Origin of the sequence: Leptospira hartskeerlii, assembly GCF_002811475.1 — a bacterium.
Classification (GTDB): Bacteria; Spirochaetota; Leptospiria; order Leptospirales; family Leptospiraceae; genus Leptospira_B; species Leptospira_B hartskeerlii.
Window position 1 is genome coordinate 100,912 of sequence record NZ_NPDL01000001.1, and the last position, 23,714, is coordinate 124,625.

The 23,714-nt window shown below is 40.8% G+C and carries 24 protein-coding genes; 15 read left to right on the forward strand and 9 right to left on the reverse strand.

Annotated features, from left to right (window positions below):
* The first annotated feature begins 101 nt into the window (after window positions 1–101).
* From CH352_RS00520 to CH352_RS00550, 7 genes are all read left to right on the forward strand, one after another.
* On the forward strand, window positions 102–2,126 hold the full coding sequence (locus tag CH352_RS00520) for a neutral/alkaline non-lysosomal ceramidase N-terminal domain-containing protein (RefSeq protein WP_100708080.1): 2,025 nt from the start codon (window positions 102–104) through the stop codon (window positions 2,124–2,126).
* Between the two features lie 221 nt (window positions 2,127–2,347).
* Window positions 2,348–2,860, forward strand: coding sequence for a GlcG/HbpS family heme-binding protein (locus CH352_RS00525; RefSeq protein ID WP_100708081.1), 513 nt, complete (start codon window positions 2,348–2,350; stop codon window positions 2,858–2,860).
* A 55-nt stretch (window positions 2,861–2,915) separates the two neighbouring features.
* Window positions 2,916–4,139 (forward strand): hypothetical protein, encoded by a 1,224-nt coding sequence (locus CH352_RS00530; protein ID WP_100708082.1) that lies wholly within the window; start codon window positions 2,916–2,918, stop codon window positions 4,137–4,139.
* Between the two features lie 81 nt (window positions 4,140–4,220).
* Window positions 4,221–5,006: a dienelactone hydrolase family protein gene (locus tag CH352_RS00535; protein WP_100708083.1), complete on the forward strand. Its 786-nt coding sequence runs from the start codon at window positions 4,221–4,223 to the stop codon at window positions 5,004–5,006.
* Between the two features lie 87 nt (window positions 5,007–5,093).
* Window positions 5,094–6,122 carry a zinc-binding dehydrogenase gene (locus CH352_RS00540; protein WP_100708084.1) on the forward strand — a complete coding sequence of 343 codons (1,029 nt, stop codon included), beginning with the start codon at window positions 5,094–5,096 and terminating at the stop codon, window positions 6,120–6,122.
* Window positions 6,119–7,057, forward strand: a complete 939-nt coding sequence (locus CH352_RS00545; protein ID WP_100708085.1) for a polyprenyl synthetase family protein — start codon at window positions 6,119–6,121, stop codon at window positions 7,055–7,057. The genes CH352_RS00540 and CH352_RS00545 overlap by 4 nt, the downstream gene beginning before the upstream one ends.
* On the forward strand, window positions 7,038–7,820 hold the full coding sequence (locus CH352_RS00550; protein WP_100708086.1) for a TlyA family RNA methyltransferase: 783 nt from the start codon (window positions 7,038–7,040) through the stop codon (window positions 7,818–7,820). The genes CH352_RS00545 and CH352_RS00550 overlap by 20 nt, the downstream gene beginning before the upstream one ends.
* A gap of 1 nt (window position 7,821) precedes the next feature.
* Here the strand turns inward: CH352_RS00550 and CH352_RS00555 are convergent, their stop codons facing one another.
* Window positions 7,822–9,399, reverse strand: a complete 1,578-nt coding sequence (locus CH352_RS00555; protein WP_100708087.1) for a flavin-containing monooxygenase — start codon at window positions 9,397–9,399, stop codon at window positions 7,822–7,824.
* 295 nt (window positions 9,400–9,694) lie between these two features.
* On the opposite strand from CH352_RS00555, the gene CH352_RS00560 reads away from it, so the two are divergent.
* Complete coding sequence (locus tag CH352_RS00560; RefSeq protein WP_100708088.1) at window positions 9,695–10,129, forward strand: LA_3696 family protein; 435 nt, start codon at window positions 9,695–9,697, stop codon at window positions 10,127–10,129.
* 82 nt (window positions 10,130–10,211) lie between these two features.
* Here CH352_RS00560 and fcpA read toward each other — a convergent pair whose 3' ends face one another.
* Window positions 10,212–11,123, reverse strand: a complete 912-nt coding sequence (fcpA, locus tag CH352_RS00565) for a flagellar coiling protein FcpA (RefSeq protein WP_008589523.1) — start codon at window positions 11,121–11,123, stop codon at window positions 10,212–10,214.
* Between the two features lie 351 nt (window positions 11,124–11,474).
* Here fcpA and zapE point away from each other — a divergent pair, with 351 nt between their 5' ends.
* The 4 genes from zapE to CH352_RS00585 all read left to right on the forward strand — a co-directional run bounded on the left by zapE (window position 11,475) and on the right by CH352_RS00585 (window position 14,835).
* A complete protein-coding gene (zapE, locus tag CH352_RS00570) occupies window positions 11,475–12,335 on the forward strand; it encodes an AFG1/ZapE family ATPase (protein ID WP_100708089.1) in 861 nt (286 codons plus the stop codon).
* Complete coding sequence (gene folK, locus CH352_RS00575; RefSeq protein WP_100708090.1) at window positions 12,335–12,787, forward strand: 2-amino-4-hydroxy-6-hydroxymethyldihydropteridine diphosphokinase; 453 nt, start codon at window positions 12,335–12,337, stop codon at window positions 12,785–12,787. The genes zapE and folK overlap by 1 nt, the downstream gene beginning before the upstream one ends.
* A gap of 1 nt (window position 12,788) precedes the next feature.
* Window positions 12,789–13,589, forward strand: a complete 801-nt coding sequence (gene panB / locus CH352_RS00580) for a 3-methyl-2-oxobutanoate hydroxymethyltransferase (protein WP_100708091.1) — start codon at window positions 12,789–12,791, stop codon at window positions 13,587–13,589.
* Window positions 13,590–13,692: 103 nt separating this feature from the next.
* Complete coding sequence (locus CH352_RS00585; protein WP_100708092.1) at window positions 13,693–14,835, forward strand: N-acetylneuraminate synthase family protein; 1,143 nt, start codon at window positions 13,693–13,695, stop codon at window positions 14,833–14,835.
* A gap of 16 nt (window positions 14,836–14,851) precedes the next feature.
* Here the strand turns inward: CH352_RS00585 and CH352_RS00590 are convergent, their stop codons facing one another.
* Window positions 14,852–15,199: an Hpt domain-containing protein gene (locus CH352_RS00590; RefSeq protein ID WP_100708093.1), complete on the reverse strand. Its 348-nt coding sequence runs from the start codon at window positions 15,197–15,199 to the stop codon at window positions 14,852–14,854.
* 153 nt (window positions 15,200–15,352) lie between these two features.
* Here CH352_RS00590 and lpxA point away from each other — a divergent pair, with 153 nt between their 5' ends.
* Window positions 15,353–16,132, forward strand: coding sequence for an acyl-ACP--UDP-N-acetylglucosamine O-acyltransferase (gene lpxA, locus CH352_RS00595; protein WP_100708094.1), 780 nt, complete (start codon window positions 15,353–15,355; stop codon window positions 16,130–16,132).
* Between the two features lie 48 nt (window positions 16,133–16,180).
* Here the strand turns inward: lpxA and CH352_RS00600 are convergent, their stop codons facing one another.
* On the reverse strand, window positions 16,181–16,945 hold the full coding sequence (locus tag CH352_RS00600) for a M15 family metallopeptidase (protein WP_100708095.1): 765 nt from the start codon (window positions 16,943–16,945) through the stop codon (window positions 16,181–16,183).
* 214 nt (window positions 16,946–17,159) lie between these two features.
* Between CH352_RS00600 and CH352_RS00605 the strand changes: the two genes are divergently transcribed.
* Window positions 17,160–17,498 carry a TIGR04452 family lipoprotein gene (locus CH352_RS00605; protein ID WP_086448542.1) on the forward strand — a complete coding sequence of 113 codons (339 nt, stop codon included), beginning with the start codon at window positions 17,160–17,162 and terminating at the stop codon, window positions 17,496–17,498.
* 65 nt (window positions 17,499–17,563) lie between these two features.
* Here the strand turns inward: CH352_RS00605 and recG are convergent, their stop codons facing one another.
* The 5 genes from recG to CH352_RS00630 form a co-directional block, all read right to left on the reverse strand.
* Window positions 17,564–19,681, reverse strand: a complete 2,118-nt coding sequence (recG, locus tag CH352_RS00610) for an ATP-dependent DNA helicase RecG (RefSeq protein ID WP_100708096.1) — start codon at window positions 19,679–19,681, stop codon at window positions 17,564–17,566.
* A complete protein-coding gene (locus CH352_RS00615) occupies window positions 19,662–20,057 on the reverse strand; it encodes a hypothetical protein (RefSeq protein ID WP_100708097.1) in 396 nt (131 codons plus the stop codon). The genes recG and CH352_RS00615 overlap by 20 nt, the downstream gene beginning before the upstream one ends.
* Window positions 20,054–20,731, reverse strand: coding sequence for a hypothetical protein (locus CH352_RS00620; RefSeq protein WP_100708098.1), 678 nt, complete (start codon window positions 20,729–20,731; stop codon window positions 20,054–20,056). Before CH352_RS00620 ends, CH352_RS00615 begins: the two co-directional genes overlap by 4 nt.
* 4 nt (window positions 20,732–20,735) lie before the next feature.
* Window positions 20,736–21,734: a metallophosphoesterase family protein gene (locus CH352_RS00625; RefSeq protein ID WP_100708099.1), complete on the reverse strand. Its 999-nt coding sequence runs from the start codon at window positions 21,732–21,734 to the stop codon at window positions 20,736–20,738.
* 93 nt (window positions 21,735–21,827) lie between these two features.
* Window positions 21,828–22,520, reverse strand: a complete 693-nt coding sequence (locus CH352_RS00630; protein ID WP_100708100.1) for a hypothetical protein — start codon at window positions 22,518–22,520, stop codon at window positions 21,828–21,830.
* A gap of 168 nt (window positions 22,521–22,688) precedes the next feature.
* On the opposite strand from CH352_RS00630, the gene CH352_RS00635 reads away from it, so the two are divergent.
* The gene (locus CH352_RS00635; protein ID WP_100708101.1) at window positions 22,689–23,690 is read left to right on the forward strand and encodes an NAD(P)H-dependent glycerol-3-phosphate dehydrogenase; all 1,002 of its coding nucleotides are present in this window, start codon (window positions 22,689–22,691) and stop codon (window positions 23,688–23,690) included.
* The last annotated feature ends 24 nt before the right edge of the window (window positions 23,691–23,714 follow it).

Here is a 23,714-nt window from a genome sequence, read left to right on the forward strand (position 1 = left end):
AGACGGATCGATACTATACTCTTATCCGAAAATTCTTGCTAAGAACTTACACTTCTGATAGCAAGTAGAGGCTAAAAAACCACAGAATTCCCGGAGGGGGAATGAACCCGAATCAAATTGTGAAGAAAATACAACCGTACCTAGTTTCGATCCTTCTGATCTTTTCTGCTATTTCTTGCGGAACCGTCGCTGAATACAAGATTGCATATAAAAAACCGGAAGTTACATCCAAGACCAGAGGTCTGGTCGCAGGAATTTCCAAGGTGGACTTGACTCCTCCTCCCGGTTTACCTTTGGCAGGTTATTCCAAAATGGCCGAGACCGAGAAAGGTTTCCGCACTCGTCTTTATGCTAGGATTTTCTATATTAGAAAAGATGCAAATGAACCAGTCGTTCTGATCCAAAGTGATCTTTTATCCGGATCTCTTTTGATCCACCACTTGCTTGCAGAACGTTTGGCTTCTAAGACTGATATTTCCTTTGGCGGGATCGTATTTGCCGGAACTCATACTCACTCTGCTCCTGCTAACTTCTACGATAATAATTTTTATAACGAGTTTGCTTCTAATCAGCCTGGATTTGATAAGGGCTGGACCGATTTTGTATTAGATCGTTTGACTAACGGAGTCGAAGAAGCTTACAAATCCGCAAAACCTGCTAAGATCGCTTCCGGAAAAACCGCTATTTGGGGATTGACCAGAAACAGATCCTTGGATGCATACCGTGCTAATAAAAATTCTGGATTCGAAGATCTAAAACCTGAGATCCAATACCAAGCGATCAATCCTGATCTAGTGATGATCCGAATCGATGCACAAGACAAAGACGGAAGATACAAACCTCTTGGTGCATTTTCCACATTCTCGGTTCACGGAACTACGGTGCCTGATTCTAACGATGTTGCGAATGCTGACGTGTTTGCTTATCCAGCTCGAATTTTAGAGAAGAAGATCCGTAAAGATTTTAAACCAACCTGGGATCCGATCCATGCTCTGAACAATTCAACTCATGGAGATAATTCTCCTGATTATCGCGAAGACATGCAAGGTTTTATAGAATCCAGAAGGATAGGAGAAGCAATCGGAGAAGAAGCAGCAAAACTTTTTAACTCATTGCAAAACTCCTTAAGCACAGATGTGAATCTTTCTTTTAATACAAGAGAAGTGGATCTCTACGAAAACCAAAAGATAGGTGATGCAGAAGTTTGCGATCGCCCTTATGTAGGAACAGCATTAACAGGTGGAGCAGAAGATGGACTCACTCCAGTTCTAAATTGGCTTCCATTCTTTGCAGAAGGTTGGCCTCGTTGGTTTTTGACAGGCGGATGCCAAGGCCATAAAAGAATCGTAGGTTTCAAATATCTGCAGCCTATCGTTCTTCCTAAATCTAAATTTCCTCACAAACTTCTTTTACAGTCTGTGAAAATTGCAGACACACTTCTTCTTCCCGTTCCTTTCGAAGTTACTAAAGAATCCGGAAAAAGATTCGTAGACGAAGCGTTGAAGTCCAGCTCTCAACCGATCAAGAATGCATCTGTGATCAGCTGTGCAAACGGATATTTCGGTTACGTAACTACTCCGGAAGAATACACACGCCAACATTATGAAGGTGGTCATACTCTTTACGGACCGGGAACCCAACCGTTCTTACAGGCTCATCTTGCCGATCTGACCAAAAATCTTCCGGCGGCTGGTGGAAAAGAAGCGTTCCCTACTTCTTGGAATTACGAATTGGATCGATCTGATCGTTATCCTGAAACTGAGAAATCAGAAGGCATAAGAGAATTAGTGGATTCTCCCGAGCTGATCTTAGCAGAAGAAAACCTGGAAAAACATTGGGTCTTCCGTTATAAGGATGTGGGTCGTTCTGAAATTTCCTTACATGAATCTTTGGTCTCTATCGAATACAAAGAAGGCACTTCTGATTGGAAGGAATTAACTCAGGAAGGAGAAGCTGTAGATGATAAAGGAGTTGATATCGAAGTGAGAAAGACTTCCAACTCAGGAAAAGGAATGGCAGTTTACCAAGTTCGTTGGTACAATCCGGAACAAATCGCAAAACGTAAATATAGATTTGTGATCCGTCCTCGTGCAGGCCAAGCCAAGTTCGTTTCCCCAGAATTCTAAATTTATAAAAGTGGAAAGATCTTCTTTTTAATTGACAGATAGATTTTTCCACGTCACACTTCAAGAAGTTACCGGAGTCTTTCGGTAGCTTCTTCTTACAAGTCCTACCTTCGCTTTAGTCTTGCATTCACCGGATCGGCCCAAGACAAAAATCCAAAATCTACCCCCTATATCCCTTTTTGAGAGAAGAGATATGCGTTTTGCGTTTAAGGAGAATTCTTTTGAAAAAAAAACATTCAATATTTGTAAATCTTTTCCCTAAGTTTTGGGCATTCTGCTTTTTATTCTTCGGGATCGTTTTACCTTTCCAAGCTCAACCATTAAGTTATGGACCCAATATTAGTTTGGAACAGGCCAAAAAGGTAATTGCTGCCGCAGAAGCTGAAGCAAAGAAAAACCAATGGAATATGGCGATCGCAGTCGTTGATACAGGAGGAAATTTGGTGTTATTCCAAAGAATGGATAATACCCAAATAGGTTCCATTGATATCGCTAAGGGCAAAGCTTCGACCGCCAATAATTTCAAAAGACCAAGCCGTGCCTTGGAGGAAGCGATCGAAAAAGGAGGAATTGGTCTTCGTCTTTTGGCAGTTCCGGGAGTATTTCCTTTAGAAGGCGGAGAACTGATCCTTCTGGACGGAAAAATTATAGGAGCGATCGGAGTTTCAGGAGCCCAATCTACTCAGGATGGGCAGGTCGCCAGAGCAGGTGTCTCCTCTTTAAGTTCTAAGTAAGAAGGATCTAGGACTTTTTCCTTTCCTGGAGAATCGATTTTAAAAGGATATCTCTATGGATTGGAAAATCTCCAAGTTTAAATCTGGCAAACCATTTAGGTGGGAATTCCTAATTCCTCCAGGTTCTGCCAGAGAAACGGAAACTTTACTTTCTCAAATTGTTTCCGATCCATTTCTTCCTAGAAATCATACTCCGGAGTTTAAGGTTTTTCCGGAGAAGTTTGTATTAGAGAAAACGAATTTTCGTCAGGCATTAGAGGTGTTGGTGAGAATTCCTTGGATCCGAGATTTTCGTTTGAATCTGGGCAAATTTCCTTTGGACGAAAAATTTAACTTCTCCGGTTTGATAGAATCTTTAAAAGAGAATGAGATCTTACCGAAAGGTTGGGGGATAAACTTCCATCCACAAGTGCGGGGAAGAAAAGAAATTTCCAGAGAAGAATTATATTCTTTTTGGGAAGAATCTTATTCCTCATTTGGCGATTCCGAATATAAAAATACGGAGCTGAACGCACTTGCTTTAGGAGATAGTATCATTCTCTCTCTGAGTTTGGCTGGCGCTCCTATTTTTCAACGGGGAAATTTTAAACCTCTATCCAAATCGGCACCGGTCAGGGAAGATACCGCCGCTTTTCTTTTACATTTATTAAAGAAGAATATGCCGGAACCGGATGCAGTCTTTGTGCCATTCGCTGGTTCAGGTACATTTTTATGGGAATCCGCTTCTTCACTTTTTAAATTAGGATTTCCTCATTTAGATCGAAGCTATATGTTCCAAGAGATAAAGGAATTTCCTGCACCTAGTTGGGAATTCTTAAAACGTAAGACCGGACCGGAAGAAGAAAGTAAAAAATTTACATTTTGGTATAATGATTCCGAGCCGGAAATTTTCTCCTATCTAAATGAAAGAGAAGAAGAATATCAAAAATTCATAAAACAATTTCCTTTAAGTTCAGAAAATCGGTTTATTGGAAAAGAAGGGGACTTCTTCTCTTTATCTCCTAAGGAGGTCTGGGAATCCGCTGGCAAACCCAAAAAGATCTGGATGCCTCTTAATCCACCTTACGGTTTACGGATCCAAAAAGGTTCCGATCTGGGATTGTACAGACGCATCGCAGAAACTTTAAAAACTTGGTGGGAACTTCCAGGAGAAGTTTCCGGATTTGTTCTTTGTCCCGATGAAGAAACCTGGTCTTCTTTTCTAAAAGGGATACATTCTAAATTACAAACTGTTCACATCACCCATGGCGGCTTGGATCTCCGTGTAGTTTATTTTTGATCCTAAGTTTTTCGCTTTAAATTTCACATCAGTCTAATATCAAATTTACTTTTTTTACGGGAATTCCCGAGGAAGATAATAATGAAAAAGATCATTTGGTTCAGTATAACGTTTCTTTTAGCGACGAATGTTTTATCTGCAAAAGTTAAATCCGAATTCGTAGAATACAAACAAGGTGACACTGTCTTAGAAGGTTTTGTTGCTTATCCGGAAGGAGCGAAAAAAGCTCCCGGTATCGTACTTGTCCATGACTGGATGGGTTTGGGAGAAAATACAAAGGCGAGAGCGGAACAACTTGCCGAGTTAGGATATGTAGCTTTTGCTGCAGACATTTACGGAAAAGGTGTACGTCCTAAATCCATGGAAGAAGCTTCAAAATTGGCCGCTACTTTCAGAGAAGGGGACCGTAAACTTTTAAGGGCCAGAGGGCAGGCTGCGTTAGACGCATTGAAATCTCAAGCCGGTGTGGATCAGAAAAGTTTAGCGATCCTCGGATATTGTTTCGGTGGAACTGCTGCATTAGAATTGGCAAGAAGCGGAGCTCCTTTAAAAGGAACCATTAGCTTCCATGGTGGACTATCTACTCCTAAGTCGGACGACGCTAAAAATATTAAGGGAAAAGTTTTAGCTCTTCATGGAGCGGACGATCCCTTTGTAAAACCGGATGAAGTGTCAGCTTTTCAAGAAGAAATGAGAAATGCTGGTGTGGACTGGCAGTTCGTTTCTTATGGAGGCGCGGTCCATTCTTTCACGATCAAGGAAGCAGGAAACGATAACTCTAAAGGAGCGGCTTATAATGAAAAAGGAGATAAACGTTCCTGGTTGGAGTTGAAAAACTTCCTAAAAGAAATTTTCCCTTCTAAGTAATTTTATCCAATAAACGGAGGAGATTTTTCCTCCGTTTCGATCTGTTTTTTCCTTTTAGGATAGGAATTAAAAAGGCAGAATGCCCTCATGATTCGCTCCGTTTATAGAGTCGATACCAAGGGTTCTTTAGATTCTCTGGAAAGAAGAGAAGAGGAACTTCCTCCCCCAGGAGACAATGAAGTCACGGTTGAGATCCGTGCAATCGGTCTGAATTTTGCGGATATTTTCGCAATCCAAGGATTGTATAGCGCGGCACCTAAAGGATCTTTTATTCCAGGTTTGGAATATTCCGGTAAGGTAGTGGCCGTTGGTAAGAAGGTTAAAAATTTCAAAAAGAACGATAAGGTCATGGGAGTGACCCGCTTCGGAGCGTATGCGGATTATATAAACATAGACTCTCGATATATTTTTTCTCTTCCGTCAAAATGGAGTTTCGAGCAGGGAGCTGGATTTTTAGTCCAAGGACTTACTGCTTATTATGCTCTTCTTCCTTTAGGAGATTTAAGAAAAGGTCAAAATGTACTGATCCATAGCGCCGCGGGAGGAGTAGGGATCTACGCCAATCGTATCGCTAAAAAATTCGGAGCTTGGACAGTAGGCTCTGTAGGAAATCATTCTAAAATTTCTCTCTTAGAAAAAGAAGGTTATGATGCTTGGATCATTCGATCTTCTCGCTTTCCGGAAGAATTAAAAACAGCACTCGGCGGAAGAGAATTAGATTTGGTCTTAGAATGTATTGGCGGTAAAATTTTCAAAGCAAGCTACGAGGCTCTTTCTCCTATGGGCCGGATGGTTGTTTATGGTTCCGCTTCCTTTATGAGCCAAGGAGATAAGGTTAATTGGCTGACTTTGGCTTGGAGATATTTGACCAGGCCTAAAGTGGATACTTTAGAGATTGTTTCTGATAATAAAGCAGTGATGGGATTTAATCTGATCTGGTTGTACGAAAAGATCGATGAACTAACAATCCATCTGAAAGCACTTTTGAAATTAAATCTGGAACCGCCTCATATAGATTCCGTATATCCTTTTGTGGATCTTCCAGAAGCAGTTCGGCATTTCCAAACCGGAAATACTACCGGCAAAGTGGTGATTACTGTCGAATCCGGAAAATGACAAATCGAACGGAAACAAGCGAACTTTCTCAACTACTAAAACGTTCTAAAGATCGTTTCGAAAATTATTTAGAAAACGAAGTATATCCATTTTTTAAAAAAGAATCTGCTCCGGAACTTGCGGCCGCTATGGAATACAGCCTGAGGGCTGGAGGAAAAAGGTTACGACCAATTCTAACATTTGCTTCCTTTGGAAAGATTAATCCCGATTCTCTTTCGATCGGAGCTGCATTAGAGTTTGTTCATACATATAGTCTGATCCATGACGATCTTCCTAGTATGGACGATGACGATTTCAGAAGAGGAAAACCTTCTCTCCATAAACAATTTTCAGAAGCGACTGCAATACTTGCGGGAGATGCTTTGCAGGCGTATGCGTTTGATTGGTTGACCCAGATCGATTCTTCTGATAAAAACCTGCATAAGGATTTGGTCAGAGTTTTGGCAAAAGGGGCAGGGGCCGCAGGAATGGTTTCCGGGCAAATGTATGATTTGTTATTAGAAAGGAATCCTTCTTCTTTAACCGGAACAAAAGAAGAATTACTTTCTAAAACTCATAGATTGAAGACGGGAGCATTGATCCAAGCTTCATTTCTGATGGGAAATCGTTTAAGAGAAGATTATCAAGAGAGAGAAGAAACCATCTCCGAATATGGCGCCAAACTTGGTTTATTATTTCAGATCACGGACGATATTTTAGATATCGAAGGCACTCAGGAAGATTTGGGAAAAACTCCAGGTAAGGATGGAAAATCCGGAAAGATCACTTATCCTTCTTTGTATGGAATGGAAACTTGTAAACAGATGGTCTCAGATCTAGTTTCAGAGTTGGAAGAATTAGGATCCGATCTGGATACTTCTTCTAAATTGGAAGCTTCCGAGTTTCCAGAATTCTTTCGATCCTTACCTTCTAACATTGGCAAAAGAAAAAATTAGGCTAGATGACTTACTCTTGAAAAAGGGTTTGGCCGAGGATATTTCCAAGGCTAGAAGTCTAATCTTATCCGGTTCGGTTCTCGTGAACGATAGGATGTCCGATAAGGTGGGCACATTATTCTATGAGTCGGTTGAGATCCGGATTAGAGAGATTATTCCTAAATATGTGAGTAGAGGAGCTTATAAACTCAAAGCTGCATTCGAAAAATGGAATATTTCCGTCAAAGGTAAACTCTGTATGGATTGGGGAGCATCTACAGGCGGATTCACCCAAGTCCTTTTGGAAGAAGGCGCGGACTTAGTATTCGCTTTCGATGTCGGTTACGGACAGATGGCTTCCAAGGTCGCGATGAACCCAAAGGTTACCGTAAGAGATCGATTTCATATCAGGGATACTAGCTGGAAATTATTGTCTTCTTTATGGTCGGAAAAAACGGAGCAAAAGTTTCCAGATGAGATATTTCTGGTGATGGACTTAAGTTTTATTTCTCTTCGTATTGTTCTTCCTGTTCTTTCCGAACTCAAAAACAAAAATCCAAACGTTCGTTGGAATATAGTTAGTTTATTCAAGCCTCAGTTTGAGACAGAGTCTATAAATTTGGACAAAGGAGTCCTGAGAGATCCTTGGATCCGTTGGAAAACGATCCGTTCTTTTCTGCAATTTTTGAAAAATGAAATTAAGGGGAAAAGGATAGGTTTAGAAGATTCCCCGATTACCGGGAGAGATGGTAACCGGGAAATCTTAGTGTATTGGACTCTTTAGTTTAACCGAATGTCGCGTCTAAGGCCATAGAGAATCTAGATCCGATCCCTGGTTTTTTTGCCTTTCCATCTACACGAACAAATTCGTAGTCATTAGGACGAAGGAAGAATGTCCTGGCCTTAAATTCGAAAGTGAATCCCGGCCAAAGAGTTGTATTTCTACCGGAACTAGTATTGTACCAGCTTACGCATCCTCCGGTCAACCAAACGGATTTGCTAAGACGTCTTTGGATCTCTTCGTTATAACGGTCTTGGACATCTTTACGGACATCGATAAACTTTATGTTTTTATTAAGTAGATAGCGAATTCCTTGAAGAGCATATTGCACTTGGGATTCTATCATTAGGATCATCGAACTATGGCCTAATCCAGTATTCGGACCTACAATCATAAACATATTCGGAAAACCCGAAATCGTGGTTCCTAAATATGCTTCTGCGCCATCTTCCCAAACATCTGCCAAAAGTTTTCCATTTCTTCCTCTGATCTCAAAAGGAGAAACCGCCTCTGCCGCTTGGAAGCCGGTGGCAAAAACGATTGCATCAACCTTATGTTCTACTCCATCCTTTGTTTTAACTCCGGAAGCAGTGATCTCTTCGATACCTTCGGTAACCAATTCAACATTCTCTCTGTTCAAGGCTGGATAGTAGTCGTTGGAAAGAAGGATACGTTTACATCCGATCGTATAATTCGGGGTCAGCTTTCGTCTGAGTTCTTCGCTATGAATACTTTTATTGATAAAACTTTTTGCAAATTTCTCAAAAATTTTCATTAGCTTGGGATTGATTGCAAATGCTATTACTCCGATTTCGTTCAACCAATAGATGGCTTTTCTAAACAACCATCTTAATGGAGGAATAAATTTGAAAACCCCTTTGACGGAACCAGATATATTGCTATCCGGTTTTGGGATGATCCAAGCTGGAGTTCTTTGGAAAAGTTTTAATGTTCCCACGATTGGAGCGATAGTGGGAACGATTTGGATCGCACTTGCTCCCGTTCCGATCACCGCTACCTTCTTTCCTTGGAGATTGTAGTTATGATCCCACTTTGCGGAGTGAAATTTTGCTCCTTTAAATGTATCTATTCCTTTGATATTCGGAAGAACAGGTCTACTTAAACCACCTGTGCCGCTAACAACGGATTTCGTTTTGTAGGACTTCCCACCGGTGGTGTTGATTTCCCAGAGACCCGTTTTTTCGTCAAAAAAGGCTCCACTCACTTCCGAGTTAGTGCGTATATAAGAACGAATTCCGAAACGGTCTGTACATTGGTTCATATAATTTAGGATTTCTTCTTGAGGTCCGAAAAGTCTGGACCAATCCGATTTGGGCGCGAATGAAAAAGAATATAAATGGGACTGAACGTCACAGGCGGCCCCAGGATAATTATTATCTCTCCAGGTTCCTCCGATCCCATTTCCTTTTTCTAAAATAACAAAAGATTCTATTCCCGCTTGTTTCAAACGGATCCCCATACATAGTCCTGCGAATCCGGTTCCTATGATAACGACATCATATACTTTTTCCGCTTGGGAGTTTTGGCTGAGGCTTGGTCTTTCCAATGTCTGAGCTACCATTCTTCTTCTCTCCTCTAAACATTCTCTCCGGAGTTCCCCGGTGTTTTGTTGAGAATATAGAATACAATCTTTCTCGGAAAGGATCGTCCGATCTTAGAATTTACTACCGGGAAATACTAATAAATTCCGAAATCAGTAAGGATCTTCATTCTATTTACATTTCTATTTTTCCTACGGAATGAATATTCCGGCGTTGATCCATCAAATCTTGCAAAAAGTGTGAACCACTTTTCCTCTTTGAGACCTGTTCTTTCAAAGCAACTCGCTTGAAAATCAAATCAAGGATGTATAAAGTATGACTGAACCAATACTGTTAGTTCCCAAAGCGCTCAGGAACAGTTTAGGCGAAGAAGGTTCTGAGGCTCTTGTTAGTCTTTTAAATCAAGCCAATTCCGGAGGAAGAAAATTTATGGAAGAATTCGTTTCAGAAAGATTTGAAAAAAGACTGATGGAAGAGACCGGCAAGCTTCGTTTAGAATTTAAAGAAGAAACCGGTAAACTCAGAATGGAATTTAAGGAAGAAACCGCAAAACTTTGGATCGCAATTGCGGAACTAAGAGCGGAGATGCATGCAGGTTTCGCCGGCATCCAAGAACAATTCAAAGAAGTGTATAAAGAGATCGCAAGTATTCATAAGACTATTGCTTCTCAAACGAGATGGATGGTTGCAGTGATTATCGCTTCCGTTCTTCCTATTTATATTGGTTTAGCAAAACTCATTTTCCAATAATCTCTCACAATCCTTTTAGGCATAAAAAAACCCCAGTTTTTCCAACCGGGGTTTTTTCCTACATTGAAATGAAAAGAGAGGATTATGGACGAACCGAAATCACTTCGTCTTTGTTGATCAAAGCAACGATGTGTTTGTATTCCGGAGAATCCTTTCCATATTTCAGCTCGGTAGCGCGGAGAAGGTGGATGTTTTTCTTGTGACGGAATTTGAACATCTGGTCTTCGCTTGCTCCACCGTATTTCTTGATCATGTTTTCCTCGAAAGCGTAGCAGCTTGCAAGATACTTGTGAGCTGGGTATTCTTTCTCGTTTTCATTAACCTCGATGTAGAGTTCCAGTATAGGAATACACTGAGGTAAGTTTTGTAGATCGTATTCAGTAACAATCCAAGATCTGTATACATCTGAAAGAAGTCTTTTGAACTCGGCACGTTCGCGTAAATCCGGGTTCTTGATCTCATCCAAATGGTTAATTGCCTTGGTGAAATAATTCAATGCTTGTTGTTTTGCTTCCAACTTTTGGCGGGAAACGACACGATCCTCGCGAGCTTTGCGGTCGACCTTTTGCCAGTACCATTTCTCGTCTAGACGTTTCTTCTCCGCTTCCTCTTTGCGATACTGTTCAACAGCTTCCCGCATCTTGAGGACGGTATTCACTCCGGATTGATAGCTAGTTAGGGCCAGGCGGAACTTATTGTTCGCGAAAGCCTTAGAAAGCTGATGGAGTTCTTGGAAGTTCTTGTCGTAACCTTTGAAGTCAGGGTTCTTCCAGATCGCTTCCTGCTCCTGGATTTCTTTTTTACGTTTCTTAGCTTCTTCCGTTAGATTCTTGTCGTCGTCTTCCGGAACGAGCTCGCCTTTTAGCAGTTCGTCGATCTTATCAGCTGCCGCCTTGGCATCTGTAGTATCCTGCCCCCCTTGGTTCTGTGCGAACAAGGAGAGGTTGAGTCCGACCACGGCCAGAAGAACGAATATAGTCTTCATCACCTTCATAGTGCTCACACCTGTGCCTTCTCTTTCAAAGATAGGATTTAGAAAAAGGACGGCAAAGTCCTTTTCTTCTGTTTATCTATCGGTCAGGGACCTTTAGATATAAACCTGGATTAAAAAAAATTTCCCATTTTTCCTATACAAGGGACATAAACGAGAATCTTTTTACAGTATCCATTAGCGAATTTCTATCATTTTTCGCTAATTTTGTACCCTGAATCCGTTCAGAGACTCCTCCAGGATCTCGCTTAAAGCAGAACTTGTCAGCAGATTTTTAGGAATTCCTAGGAAATGATTGGTTCTTAGATTTCTTTCTTTCTATTACTTCCCTTTCTTCCAGTCTGGATCTAGGCCATGAATTTAAAGAATTTAACCCCGATCCGAGAAGGTTCTCCCAGCTGTAAATTCTGCGCGGGAGTCGGATTTCTTTTGGAAGAGAACGTAAAGAATTCCACCTCTGGAGTTCTGTTACTTTGCTCCTGCGTAGGAGAGTCCTGCCCTTGTGGTGGCAAAGCTCCTTATATGGTCTATGACGAAAGTCAAAATAGGATGTTACCTTGTGTCTGTCATAACGCTAGAATGGAGTTAGGCAAGGTAGAATATTTGGTGAAGAAGGCGGGCATCCCTTCCAGATACAGATACAGAACTCTGGATAGAATGGAATTGAATGTAGATGCTCCCGGGAAAGGCGGATTTATTATCGCACACAACTGGGCTCATGATTTGATTAAAGATTGGGGCAAGGAGAATAAAAAATTAGAAGGTCTGTATCTCTGGGGAGGAACAGGTTCCGGCAAAACATTACTAGCCTGTGCAATCTTAAACGAACTTATTTTTAATTACGGGACCGAATGCAAATACGCAAAGATCAATCGGGACTTTCTTTCTACCATTCGTGATAGTTATCAAAAAGAAAGTGAACTCCATGGAATGGAACAGACTATTAAAAAACAATTCACCGATGTGGAAGTTTTGGTCTTAGACGATTTCGGAGCGAACAAAGAATCCGATTGGGCTAACTCCCAATTATACGACTTAATAGATACTAGATACGAAGAAGAAAAATTAACCATTCTTACTTCTAATATTCCTCCTACAGACTGGAAAGATAAAGCGGAAGGAAGGATTTTTTCTAGATTAATGGAAATGGCGCATCCTCTTCATTTAGATTGTCCGGATTATCGTCTAAGTCATAGCGCTTTCGGAACTCATTGATGGATAAAAATAATCACATCGCATTTTTATGCTTGGGAACCAATTTAGGAGATCGTGAATTATATCTTTCGGAAGCGATCCAAAAGATAAGCGCTCACCCTGAGATACAGATCCTAAAAAAAGGAACTGCTTTAAACACAGTAGCCTTAGAAGTTACGGATCAACCCGACTTTTTGAATCAACTTCTTCAGATATCTACTCATCTTTCTCCTAGAGAACTTTTGGGTTTTTTATTGGGCATTGAAAATGAAATGGGAAGGGTTCGCACAAGAGATAAAGGCCCTCGAGTAATTGATATAGATATTCTTTCCATCGATGATATGAAAATCCATGAGAAGGGTTTACATCTTCCTCATCATAGTCTGTTTACCCGTCCTTTTATATTAGAACTTTTAAATGAACTCGGAGAAGGTTCCCTGATCCAAGCTTTCGGGAATCCTTCGGAGGGATGACATGAGAGATGTTAGCAAAGTATTTCCAAGAGGACCAAAACCTGTAGATAAAAAGATCACAGTATTGACCTGCTATGATTTTATGTTCGCAAGGATCTTAGAAGAATCGGGTGTAGATTGTATTCTAGTCGGGGACACTCTGGGTGTAGTTTACCAAGGCCAACCTACAACCTTGCCGGTCACCTTGGATGAAATGATCTATCATGCAAAGGCCGTTAGAAGGGGTGCCCCCAATACTTTCGTAGTCGTGGACCTTCCGTTTCTAAGCTATCAGGTTTCTTTGGAAGAAGGCATCCGCTCTGCAGGAAAAGTAATGAAAGAAAGCGGATGTGATGCGGTAAAATTCGAAGGTGGCAGTCCCGAGATCCTAGAACTTATATATAAATTAGAACGGATCGGCATCCCCGTTATGGGACATATAGGTCTTACTCCTCAATCGGTGAACGTTTTCGGAGGACATAAAATCCAAGGAAAAGCGGAAGAAGATAAGGCCAGATTGATAAGCGAAGCAAAAGGTATCTCCGACGCTGGAGCCTTCTCCATTGTTTTCGAACTGATCCCTTCTGCTCTTGCTAAGGAAATTTCCGAATCTGTCCCAATTCCTACGATCGGGATAGGAGCTGGAGCAGCGACCGATGGACAGGTGCTGGTAATTTACGATTTTCTTGGATTGAACAAGGGCTTTAAGCCTAAGTTCTTAAAAACTTTCCTGAATGGATACGATGACGTCTCTGGCGCAGTCAAAAATTATATTCAGGAAGTGAGAAATGGAAGTTTTCCAGGGCCGGAACATTCTCATTAATTTCTTTTCTCTGCGGATTTCTTGACGTTCCATGTATGAAGTAAAGGCTGGAGAGAGAATCAATCCCGATTGCAAAATCGAACAAAGATAGGACGGAAGATACGTGGACATAGTCGAACTGGAGAAGGGATATCCGGAAACCGAAGCAAAAATAAAGGCTTTGGCATCCGAATGTGGGAACGCCACCGAGATCATTCGCGGAGCGGTTGTATCCGATACCATTCATTTTATCGGGGATACCCGTAAGATCTCCGACAAGGAAGGTTATGTAAAAGAACTTCCTGGTGTGACTAGAATTTGGAACGTATCATTGCCTTATAAAAATATTGCCCGTACTGCTGCCGGTAAAAACGGAGAAGTAGTCCATCGTGAAAACCGAATTGTAGAAGTTCATGGAAAAGACGGATTAGTTCGTAAGTTCGGAACAGGAAAACATATTTTCCTCGTCGGTCCGGATTCTCCTCAGACTTACGAGCAAACTGTCACTATCGCAAAACAAGCCGTGGAGATTGGAAAAAAATTCGGGATCTTAGATCGTATCATCTTTAGAGGTGGAGCATTCAAACCTAGGACTCGTCCGACTGATTGGAGAGGAATGGGTTGGGACGGTATCAAATTACTCGATAGAGTAAAAGAAGAGACCGGACTTCCTTACGTAACGGAAGTTATGGACCACACCATGGCGGAAGAAGTTTCCAAGCATGCTGACATGATCCAGATCGGAACAAGAAACGCTCAAGACTTCGAACTTTTAGAAGCGGTTGGTCGCACTGGCAAACCTGTGATCTTAAAAAGAGGTTTCGGTAACGAGGCTATCGAGTGGTTCTCTGCTGCAGAATATATTGCTAATCAAGGAAATTTGAATATTGTTCTTTGTGAAAGAGGAGTGAAAACTCTTTTCATTAAAGAAGGATATTGCCGTAACACTCCGGATTTAAACGTGATCACTCACGCTAAGAATCAGACAATTCTTCCTGTGATCTTTGATCCAAGCCACGTTGCCGGTGACGATAAGATTGTAGTTTCGAATTTGTTGGCTTCTCTTCCGTTCAATCCTGACGGATCTATTACTGAAACCTTACATGTAGAAGAATTCCGTAAAGAGCAGATGTGTGATGCGGCTCAGGCGCTTCTAATGTCTCTCTATGAAAAAACGGTAGAAGCTATTTTAACTTATGAGGAAAAAATCAAACCTCTAACGGATAAGGTAGATTCTTATTTTTTGGAACGTAAGGGAAAAAAGTAAGTCCGAGACTTCGGGCTTATTCCGGAAATTTGGGGGCTAATTCTTTTTTGGTTTGCTCCCAAAGACTCGGAAGTTCCTGACAAAGAGCTAGACAAGCTTCTAAGTTTCCTTCCTTCAATTTTAGTTCAGCCTCAGTAACATTCTTCTGAACCGCCGCGAGTCCGAAATTCGCTGCAACACCTTTTGTCTGGTGTAATTCTGCTTGGAGTTCTACACTTTTCTTTTCGTCAGTGAAACTTTTGATATTTTCTAAACGGCTGTTCATATTCTTACGCAAAGAACGTACCATTTCTTCCAGCCAAATAATATCATCCTCATCATCGCCTTGTTTTAGGGAATCTAGACGAGACCAATCCACTAACATAGAATTCTCCTTCCCGAACCGCGTTTGGCAATTTGATCCGGCTTCCAAAATTCGACGAAGCCTTGGACCCTTTACCGACCCCAATTATTTATAGCTTGAATAAAAAATCCACGTCGATTTTCGTATTATGGAAGATTTAAGAGGCGAAACTTAATGAAAATTCACCCAACAGCCATCGTCGATTCGAAAGCGGAACTACACGAGTCCGTCGAAGTCGGTGCGTATACAATTATAGAAAAAGATGTGGTAATCGGCGAAGGAACCGTAATCGAAACCGGAGCCCGAATTTTCGCAGGTACTAAATTCGGCAAATTTAACAAAGTCCATCATGGAGCGGTTATCGGAGTAGGTCCTCAGGATCTAGGCTTTGATCCGAGCACTCCGAGCAAAACGATCATCGGAGATAATAATACGTTTAAGGAATATTCCAATATTCACAAGGGAACCAAGGTGGATTCTCCGACTATTATTGGAAATAGGAATTACGTGATGGGAAATGCTCACGTAGGTCACGACTGTATTTTAGGAGATGATAATATTCTAACGCATGGTCTTGTTTTAGCGGGACACGTTACCGTCGGTAATAAGGCATTCATTTCCGGTTTAGTGGCAGTTCACCAATTTTGTTTTGTGGGCGATTATGCAATGATAGCCGGTTGTTCCAAAGTTGTACAAGACGTTCCTCCTTTTGCTACTGCGGACGGAAATCCCTGCACGATCATCGGTTTAAATACTGTAGGTCTGAAAAGGGGAGGATTTTCTCCCGAGACCAGATCTGCGATCAAGAACGCATACAAAGTAATTTATCATTCCGGTATGAATTATAGAGCAGCTTTGGATCAATTAGAGAAGGAGTCAGGTCATCCACCTGAAGTTCTGCAGATCATCAAGTTCTTTAGAGATAGTGATCGTGGAGTAATGAATCACAGATAACTAAAAGTCCTACGTGTTGGAATTTCAACACGTGTTCTTTTTTTACTCTCAATCTATCCTGGCGCAATCCGGATTGATAGAAGTTACGTATTCCAGGGGTAAGTCTCCTAAAAAGTCGGATCCCTGGAATTTCCCTTTAAAATTCAATTTTCCCTTTTTATAAGCATCCACCCATGCTCTTTGAAATTTATTAGAGAGAGGAGCATAAGACCAATGCCATTTCTCTTCATTATAACCTTTTCCGCCTCTTTCTGATTTGGAAGAATAAGGCTGGCAGAATCCGAACCTATGAGCATTTTTCTTCATCCAATTATAGAATGTTTCTCCTCTTCCTCCATTTTCGAAATAGGAGTTTTCCAAGGCATTGATATCAATGTCAGTCCCCCAGTGATGGCGGGAAGTGCCAGGGGCGCTGGAAAATTCTAAAATTAAGGAGATGATTTGAGAAGGAGTTTTGTCTTTTACGGATTCTCTCATCTTCTTCTTTCCGGAATACTTATCTTCCCAGATGGATTTTTGATCCGAAAAAGATCTATGAGCGGAGACTATAAATGGCTCTTGCCTTTCTTGCGGGTGGTCTTTTTTATATTCTTCTTTTAATTTTATAAATGCAGCCTTGGTTTCTTTTCTTAGGAAAAACTGTCTTGGATCTCCAGGATTTGTAAAAGATACAAGTGCTTTCTCCTTAGGAAAGTCTCCGATCAGGTAAGAAATTTCCGAAACACCTTGATAGGTTTCGTCTGTCGTTTGGGAAATTAAGGAGAAGGTACCGAAAATCAGAACAAGTACTAAACATCGGAATAGGAACGGCATAATTCCATATTCTTCTTTGGCGACTTGGGGAAAAAGAATTTTCTAACGTGCCCGATTTGTTTAAGACACAAATGCTACTACAGAAATTTCCGGGTCTTTATGACAAACTCCGGCCTTGAAATCCGGAAATTTGTATTGCATTACTTGTGAAATTCGGTTGAAGTTAAGCTCTAATTGGAAATTTCTTGTAAAAAACAAATTGGGAGAACCCTGGATGAAAAAAATCATCACTCTTCTTCTGCCCCTGTTCTTAACGTTTAATTGTGTTCTATTTGATGCAATCGGTCTTTCCTATCCGGATACCGTAGACGGAACGGAAGCAAAAAGTATCATTCTGACAAGTGCAGTTATTGGATCCGCAGTAAGCGGCTTTGAAGTTCTTTCTATTCTTGCTCCTCAATTAGCAAAAGTAGAAGAAGATAAATACTATAACAAAGCTGATGTTGACGATTGTGCAAACGAAGCATTGATTATCAACTTACTCACAGTGGATTTAGGCGGTTTTACTTGCGACCTAAACCCTAGGCCGACGATCATTCCTTTTATCTACTGATCCGTTTCACGGACTGTTCATTTTTCGGCCGGCTGAAAGTATAGGTCGGCCGAAAACTCTTCCTTTTAATTCGAAAACAATAAAGCACCTTCTGAAAATCGAGAAACGATTTCCGATTTTTCCAGATCTCCCAAATTTCCGAATTGGTTCGCATCCTCTCTAGAGATCTCAATCCATTTGCTATCTTCTCTTAGATCAGCGATCTTAAAGTCTGGCAGTCCACTTTGTCTTACGCCTAAAAGTTCTCCAGGGCCTCGCAATTTCAAGTCCGCTTCAGATAAGAAGAAGCCATCATCAGAATCTACTAAAGCCTGGATGCGATATCTTGCTTCTTCCGTAATTTTGGAGTCTGAAATTAAGATACAAAAACTCTCGTGTTTTCCCCGACCCACTCTTCCTCTCAACTGATGTAATTGAGAGATCCCAAATCTATCTGAATGTTCTATTACCATTACGGAAGCATTTGGAACGTCCACGCCTACTTCTATCACTGTGGTGCTGACTAAGATTTGGATCTCGTTTTGTTGGAACAATTTCATGATCCTATCTTTTTCAGAAGTTTCCATTTTTCCATGGAGAAGTCCCACTTTGAATTCCGGAAAAACATCTTTTCTTAATGTTTCGTATGCTTCTATACAGGACTTAAGGTCCGATTTTTCGGATTCTTCTACCAATGGATAGACTATATAACATTGTCTTCCTTGGGAGACATACTTTTGGATGGATTTATAAACTCCGGATCTTTTGCTTTCAGTAAACCATAGTGTTTTGATAGGGATCCTACCGGCAGGACGATTTTTTAAAGTCACTAATTCCAAGTCACCATATAGAGTAAGACAAAGTGTTCTTGGAATAGGAGTGGCGGTCATTGCGAGAATGTCCGGATTTTTTCCTTTGGCTCTTAATGTTTCTCTTTGTTCTACTCCGAATTTATGTTGTTCGTCTATTATTGCAAGTCCCAAGTCTTTGAAGGTTACATCTTCTTGGAAAACACTATGAGTCCCTATGATAAATAGAGATTCTCCAGTCTTGATCCTGAATATTTTTTCTGCCCTGGTTTTTTTAGGTTCTTTTCCTACTAAAATTTCTATTCTTAGGAAAGGCATGTTTCCTAAGAAGTTCATTACAGTTTGATAATGTTGTCTTGCTAAAATTTCGGTAGGAGCCACCATGCAGACTTGGACTTGATTATCCGTGTATCTAAGTGCAGTGAGAAGCGCTACCAAGGTTTTTCCAGAACCAACATCTCCTTGTAACAGGATTGCGGCAGGACTATCCGACTTGGTCCATTCTGAAATTTTTGCCAGGCTTTCTTTCTGATCTGGAGTCAACTCGAAAGGTAGATTTTTGATCAGATCCTTTGCCGTTTTAGATTCAGGAAGAGGCCATAAAATCCTGGGGACTTTTGCTCTCCTAGAACGTTTGTATTCTATAAGTAGATTAAAATAATATAATTCTTCGTATTTGAATCTGGTTCTTGCTCTTTCTAATTGTTCATCTTCTGTGGGAAAATGGATCTCATTATAAGCCTGGGCCCGATCCATCAGATTTCTTTTTTTGACTATTTGGGCCGGCAGGATTTCCTGAATTTTGCCTTCCAAAAGTTTCAACGCAAAGTGGATTATCTTACGAAGCTCTCTGGAATTGAGGTGTTCGTCCCTCATTGCCTCTGTCGTAGGATAAAGTGGAATGATTCGGCCAGTGTGAATACTCTCAGGAAGATCGTCTTCAGAAATGTCGGAATTCCCACCATAAGATAGAACTTCGTAATCCGGATGCATGAGTTGGAATCCTCTGAAATATTCCAGTTTGCCTGTGACAGCTACGAGAATTCCGGGTTGAAAGACCCTGCGAAAAAATTGGATACCCCTGAAGAAAACTAAACTGATTGGTTCGTTGTTTTTTGTTTTTGCAGAAACTACTAGTCTAGATTTTTTTCCATGGGCCAAATAAGAATCGATTACTTCTACAATTAACGTAACTGATTCTCCCTGTTTGAGTAGAATGTTTTCGGTTAAGTTCCGATCTAAATATCTGCGCGGGAACCATCCTAAAAGATCTTGGATAGTTTTGATCCCTACGGATTCCAAAACTTCCTGCTTTTTCGGGCCAACACCTTTGACGACTCCGATGGAGCTAACTAGGGAAACGGTAGTTTTTTTATCAGAGACCGAGTTCTTCATCCTGGACTGGTTTCGGTTGAGGAGAATTTTGTAAACTTTCCTCGGGAGCCGAACTCGAATCATCCAATCCTAGGTAACAATAACGGCAACCATAAATCCGTGCTTGTCGTTTTGCTCCGGGAATCGCGGGTTCAAAAAGAACTGCATATAAATATTCGTTCTTATCCAAGAACCTCCCGCATACAGGACAAAGTCTAGGGCGGGGAATATTTGGATCCCAATTTCCACCATATACTTTTCTTGGATTTCCATAATCGTTGTCTTTGGGTCGTTTGGAATCTTTTTTATCCAGACGTTTTGTATCTACAGTATATAAAACATGGAAGAAGATCGCGGCGGCGGCCAAACAAGCAACCAAAGTGAGAAAGGTGATCATTGTTTTAGATAATCCTTTATTTTCTCCGCCATAGAGCCGGGCAATTTAATTCCCTTATCAGCCAGTCTTCCTGCGTATTTATGAAAAGAGTAAGTATGTTGAGAAGACTTGATGATTCCTTCGAAACATTCCTCTAATGATTCGGAAATTTTCTCCCAAAGAGGAAGATTCTCGGAGATCATGTTTTCGTATTTGTGTAGGAGTCTACGATTCACCCCTCTACAAATGGATCTATAAAAACAAAAACGGATGAGTAAGGCTGACTCAGCATTCTTATCTTTTATATCTTTTTCTAATTGGTTCAGATTGATACAATCTACGATTTCCAATTTATAAGCCTGAGAATTGTGTTCGAAAGTGACCAGATTCAGGAACATATGTTTGAAAAGGGAAATTTTATAACAATTTTCCAGTCCACATTCTCCCATTCTGCTTTCTTCACATCTAGTATACATTACTATGTCCGTGTCTGAGTCGGTGGTGGCTTGGCCGAAATTTAAGGAACCTAAGATATCGAATGCTACCTCGTCTCCTCCATAGTTGATGAGTTTATTGAATTTTTTGAAATCTTCTATTCTCTCTCTGGATACTCCAGTCTCGTGAGATCTGAAAAACTTTTTCAGACCTACGAATTTTACAATATTGGAGTTTGAACTAAGTTTTGGAAGAGTCATAAACCTATCGGATAAAGTCTTCCGCCGAAACTTCAGAGTCACTGCTTGCATGGACAAGTTCCAGCTTGTCTCCTGAGCAATCGATTTCTAAAAGATGGCGAATTGAGTGATCCGATAGTCTATTCAGTTTTACATTTTTTACAAGATTGTTTTCTAATTCTATTTCAGAGAAGAAACCTCCGGGTTGAAATCCGAAGACTGAATCAACCGGTCCAAAATTAGAAGGATTCAAAAACACTGTTTTTCCCTTTTTTACGATCCCTTGGTCTTCATGAACATGACCCGAGACAACTAAGGCTGGAGCATAATCGTCCAAATATCTTCTGATCCCCTGGGAACCTACATGTCCGAAACTTGGGATCTTATCTAAAAATCCGTAAGCAGGATTATGGATCACAACTACATCTGGATTTTCTTCCTTAAAGAAATCTTCGGGTTCGCTATAATTTTTTCCGTTACGATTGTATTCGTGGAATTTTACCGCTAACTTTTCGGGAATACCTGAAGTGATCACAGGGGCTCCACCATAACCCGCAAATTTTAGCCCTCCCATATCGAAGGTTTTTCTATGAAGGTCTCTTTCGTATAACGCGGAATATTGAAGATCTATATCATAATTTCCTGGTAATAACCAGACAGGTGCTTTTGCATATTTTTGGATGATGATCTCGATGAGTTCATATTTTTCCTTCATCGTCTTTGCGGCTTGGTGGAATAATCTTCTGTAATCGTGGGATTTTTCTACCACGTTAGGCTGGTACTTCTCCGGGAAACGTACTGCTCTTGTCGCATAATCGTAAGGATTGATGTCTTCCTTGATATCATCCATGATACGATACATGTCTTCTTGGAGTGTTACAAATTCGATGATACGTTCGGGATTAAAAAAAGCTTTGTAGATGATATCGCCGGAGAAAAGGTACAAGTCGCATTCGGTTCCTAAAAGGACTTCTTTCAATCCTCTGAGTCCGTCGTGGATATCGGTGAGGTAAATGATCCTCATTTGGACTTATCCTAATTTTATGTTAAACGACTTACAGTCGTTTGACCCTTTCTATACTGATTCTCGAAAAACCCGTGATAATGTCCAATCTTTCTAATCCCTCCACAGCATGAGCATGCTGTCTTCATTCTCCGAAATCGGCTCTATTCTCAAATAGTCCGGACCAAAGAAATCCAATAACGGTTTTAAGATCGTATTGGAACGCACGAATAAGAATACGTTTCCTTTTTCAGGAATTACTCTTTGGACAGTTACAGCTCCTGCTACTTCCGGAATTTCCGCTAAAAAATAATTTAGATCGACTCGGATCTCGTTTCCAACTTCCGTAAGGGATAATATTTCCGGAATTTCTTCGACGATCTCTTCTAATATTAACTTTCGATGGAATTTGAAAACTTTGGAAAAAATCCGTATTGGATCTATTGACCTTGGGTTATGATCATAGAGTCTAAACGCTTCTATTCTAAATACCACTCTATTTCCATCTACCTTCACGGGTCGTAAAGAGAGTTTGTATCTAATATGATTTGTTCTTAAAATTTTGGACCAAGCTAATCCTTGGATGGAATAATGCCCTGAAAGGTATAAAACACCCCGACCGGAATCCATCACTAGGGACTCCAGATCTTCCGTACCCTCTACCACTTTTTTTTGCAGAACTTTATTCAAAGAATGAAGTAAAACGGCGATCCTGTAATTGCTCTTTAAGGCTTTTTCTTCAAAGGAATTTTTTCCCGTCAGAAAATCTAAAAGATTGAATCCCGAAAGTTTCCGCAAATCGAGCATGGAAGAACAAAATTAATCCCTCTGATTCGGTCGGTAAACTTCATTTCTGTTTTAAATCAAAATAAGAATCGAAAGGCATTCGTAAATCCCCGCTTTTTTTTCTTGCCGTTTAGGCTTTCCTGGTCAGGATCATCACTCCTTAGGGTTAGTTCGGGGAAAGGGTATCTCATGCAAATCGGCGTTATCGGATCTGGAAGTTTTGGCTCTTCTTTAGGTGTGCTGCTGGCGGACAAAGGTTATGATGTTACCATTTGGGGAAGGAACGCCGGCCTTATCCAAGAGATTAATGAGAACCATCGGAACGAAAAATATCTGCCAGGCATAGATCTTCCTAAAAATTTAAAAGGAAGTACTAGTTTAGAAGAAGCTGTTCGAGACAAAGATATGATTGTTTCTGCTCCTCCTTCTCATGCAATTACTGATATTCTAAAAGAAATTAAAACTTTTCTTCCTGAAAAGGCCCCTATCGTTTCTGCAAGTAAAGGGATAGAGAACGGAAGTCTTCGATTAGTTTCTGAAATTTTTGAAGCAGAACTTCCAGGCAAATTTCATAGCAGATTGTCCTATCTTTCCGGACCTAGTTTTGCGAAAGAATTGGTCAAACGTGTACCTACGATAGTGAGTATTGCATCTAAGAATGAAGCAACTGCAAGAAAGGTACAGGAAATATTCAGTTTCACTTATTTCAGGACCTATTGGACTCCTGATGTGGTCGGAGTAGAAGTCGGCGGCTCCTTAAAAAATGTGATCGCGATCGCCGCAGGAGTTTCCGACGGATTAGGATTCGGGCAGAATACTAGGGCAGCTTTGATCACCAGAGGGCTTACGGAAATTTCCAGACTAGGAGTTAAATTGGGAGCAGATCCTCTTACATTTTTAGGACCTTCCGGAATGGGAGATTTGATCTTAACATGCTGTGGAGATGCTTCCAGAAACAGGACTGTCGGTTTTAGATTGGGAAAAGGAGAAAGCCTGGATTCCATTTTAGGCGGTATGGTAGAAGTTGCAGAAGGGGTAAAAACCGCAAAAAGTGGATTCGAATTATCCCAGAAATTAGGCATTGAAATGGCCATCACCACCGAGGTGTATAAAATGCTTTACGAGCATAAGAATCCGAAGGAGGTTGTTAGAGATTTAATGGGCCGGGACTTAAAAAGAGAAGGTCTATAAACCGGACTTAAATCGCGTCGATTC

Coding starts and splice junctions, on each gene's coding strand:
- CH352_RS00620 (WP_100708098.1), bottom strand. CDS start 20,731: ATGACTCTTCCAAAACTTAGTTCAAACTCCAATATTGTAAAATTCGTA.
- CH352_RS00630 (WP_100708100.1), bottom strand. CDS start 22,520: ATGCTCGATTTGCGGAAACTTTCGGGATTCAATCTTTTAGATTTTCTG.
- recG (WP_100708096.1), bottom strand. CDS start 19,681: ATGAAGAACTCGGTCTCTGATAAAAAAACTACCGTTTCCCTAGTTAGC.
- CH352_RS00555 (WP_100708087.1), bottom strand. CDS start 9,399: ATGGTAGCTCAGACATTGGAAAGACCAAGCCTCAGCCAAAACTCCCAA.
- CH352_RS00520 (WP_100708080.1), top strand. CDS start 102: ATGAACCCGAATCAAATTGTGAAGAAAATACAACCGTACCTAGTTTCG.
- CH352_RS00545 (WP_100708085.1), top strand. CDS start 6,119: ATGACAAATCGAACGGAAACAAGCGAACTTTCTCAACTACTAAAACGT.
- lpxA (WP_100708094.1), top strand. CDS start 15,353: ATGAAAATTCACCCAACAGCCATCGTCGATTCGAAAGCGGAACTACAC.
- fcpA (WP_008589523.1), bottom strand. CDS start 11,123: ATGAAGGTGATGAAGACTATATTCGTTCTTCTGGCCGTGGTCGGACTC.
- zapE (WP_100708089.1), top strand. CDS start 11,475: ATGAATTTAAAGAATTTAACCCCGATCCGAGAAGGTTCTCCCAGCTGT.
- folK (WP_100708090.1), top strand. CDS start 12,335: ATGGATAAAAATAATCACATCGCATTTTTATGCTTGGGAACCAATTTA.
- CH352_RS00635 (WP_100708101.1), top strand. CDS start 22,689: ATGCAAATCGGCGTTATCGGATCTGGAAGTTTTGGCTCTTCTTTAGGT.
- CH352_RS00625 (WP_100708099.1), bottom strand. CDS start 21,734: ATGAGGATCATTTACCTCACCGATATCCACGACGGACTCAGAGGATTG.
- CH352_RS00605 (WP_086448542.1), top strand. CDS start 17,160: ATGAAAAAAATCATCACTCTTCTTCTGCCCCTGTTCTTAACGTTTAAT.
- panB (WP_100708091.1), top strand. CDS start 12,789: ATGAGAGATGTTAGCAAAGTATTTCCAAGAGGACCAAAACCTGTAGAT.
- CH352_RS00540 (WP_100708084.1), top strand. CDS start 5,094: ATGATTCGCTCCGTTTATAGAGTCGATACCAAGGGTTCTTTAGATTCT.
- CH352_RS00530 (WP_100708082.1), top strand. CDS start 2,916: ATGGATTGGAAAATCTCCAAGTTTAAATCTGGCAAACCATTTAGGTGG.
- CH352_RS00600 (WP_100708095.1), bottom strand. CDS start 16,945: ATGCCGTTCCTATTCCGATGTTTAGTACTTGTTCTGATTTTCGGTACC.
- CH352_RS00590 (WP_100708093.1), bottom strand. CDS start 15,199: ATGTTAGTGGATTGGTCTCGTCTAGATTCCCTAAAACAAGGCGATGAT.
- CH352_RS00560 (WP_100708088.1), top strand. CDS start 9,695: ATGACTGAACCAATACTGTTAGTTCCCAAAGCGCTCAGGAACAGTTTA.
- CH352_RS00535 (WP_100708083.1), top strand. CDS start 4,221: ATGAAAAAGATCATTTGGTTCAGTATAACGTTTCTTTTAGCGACGAAT.
- CH352_RS00615 (WP_100708097.1), bottom strand. CDS start 20,057: ATGATCACCTTTCTCACTTTGGTTGCTTGTTTGGCCGCCGCCGCGATC.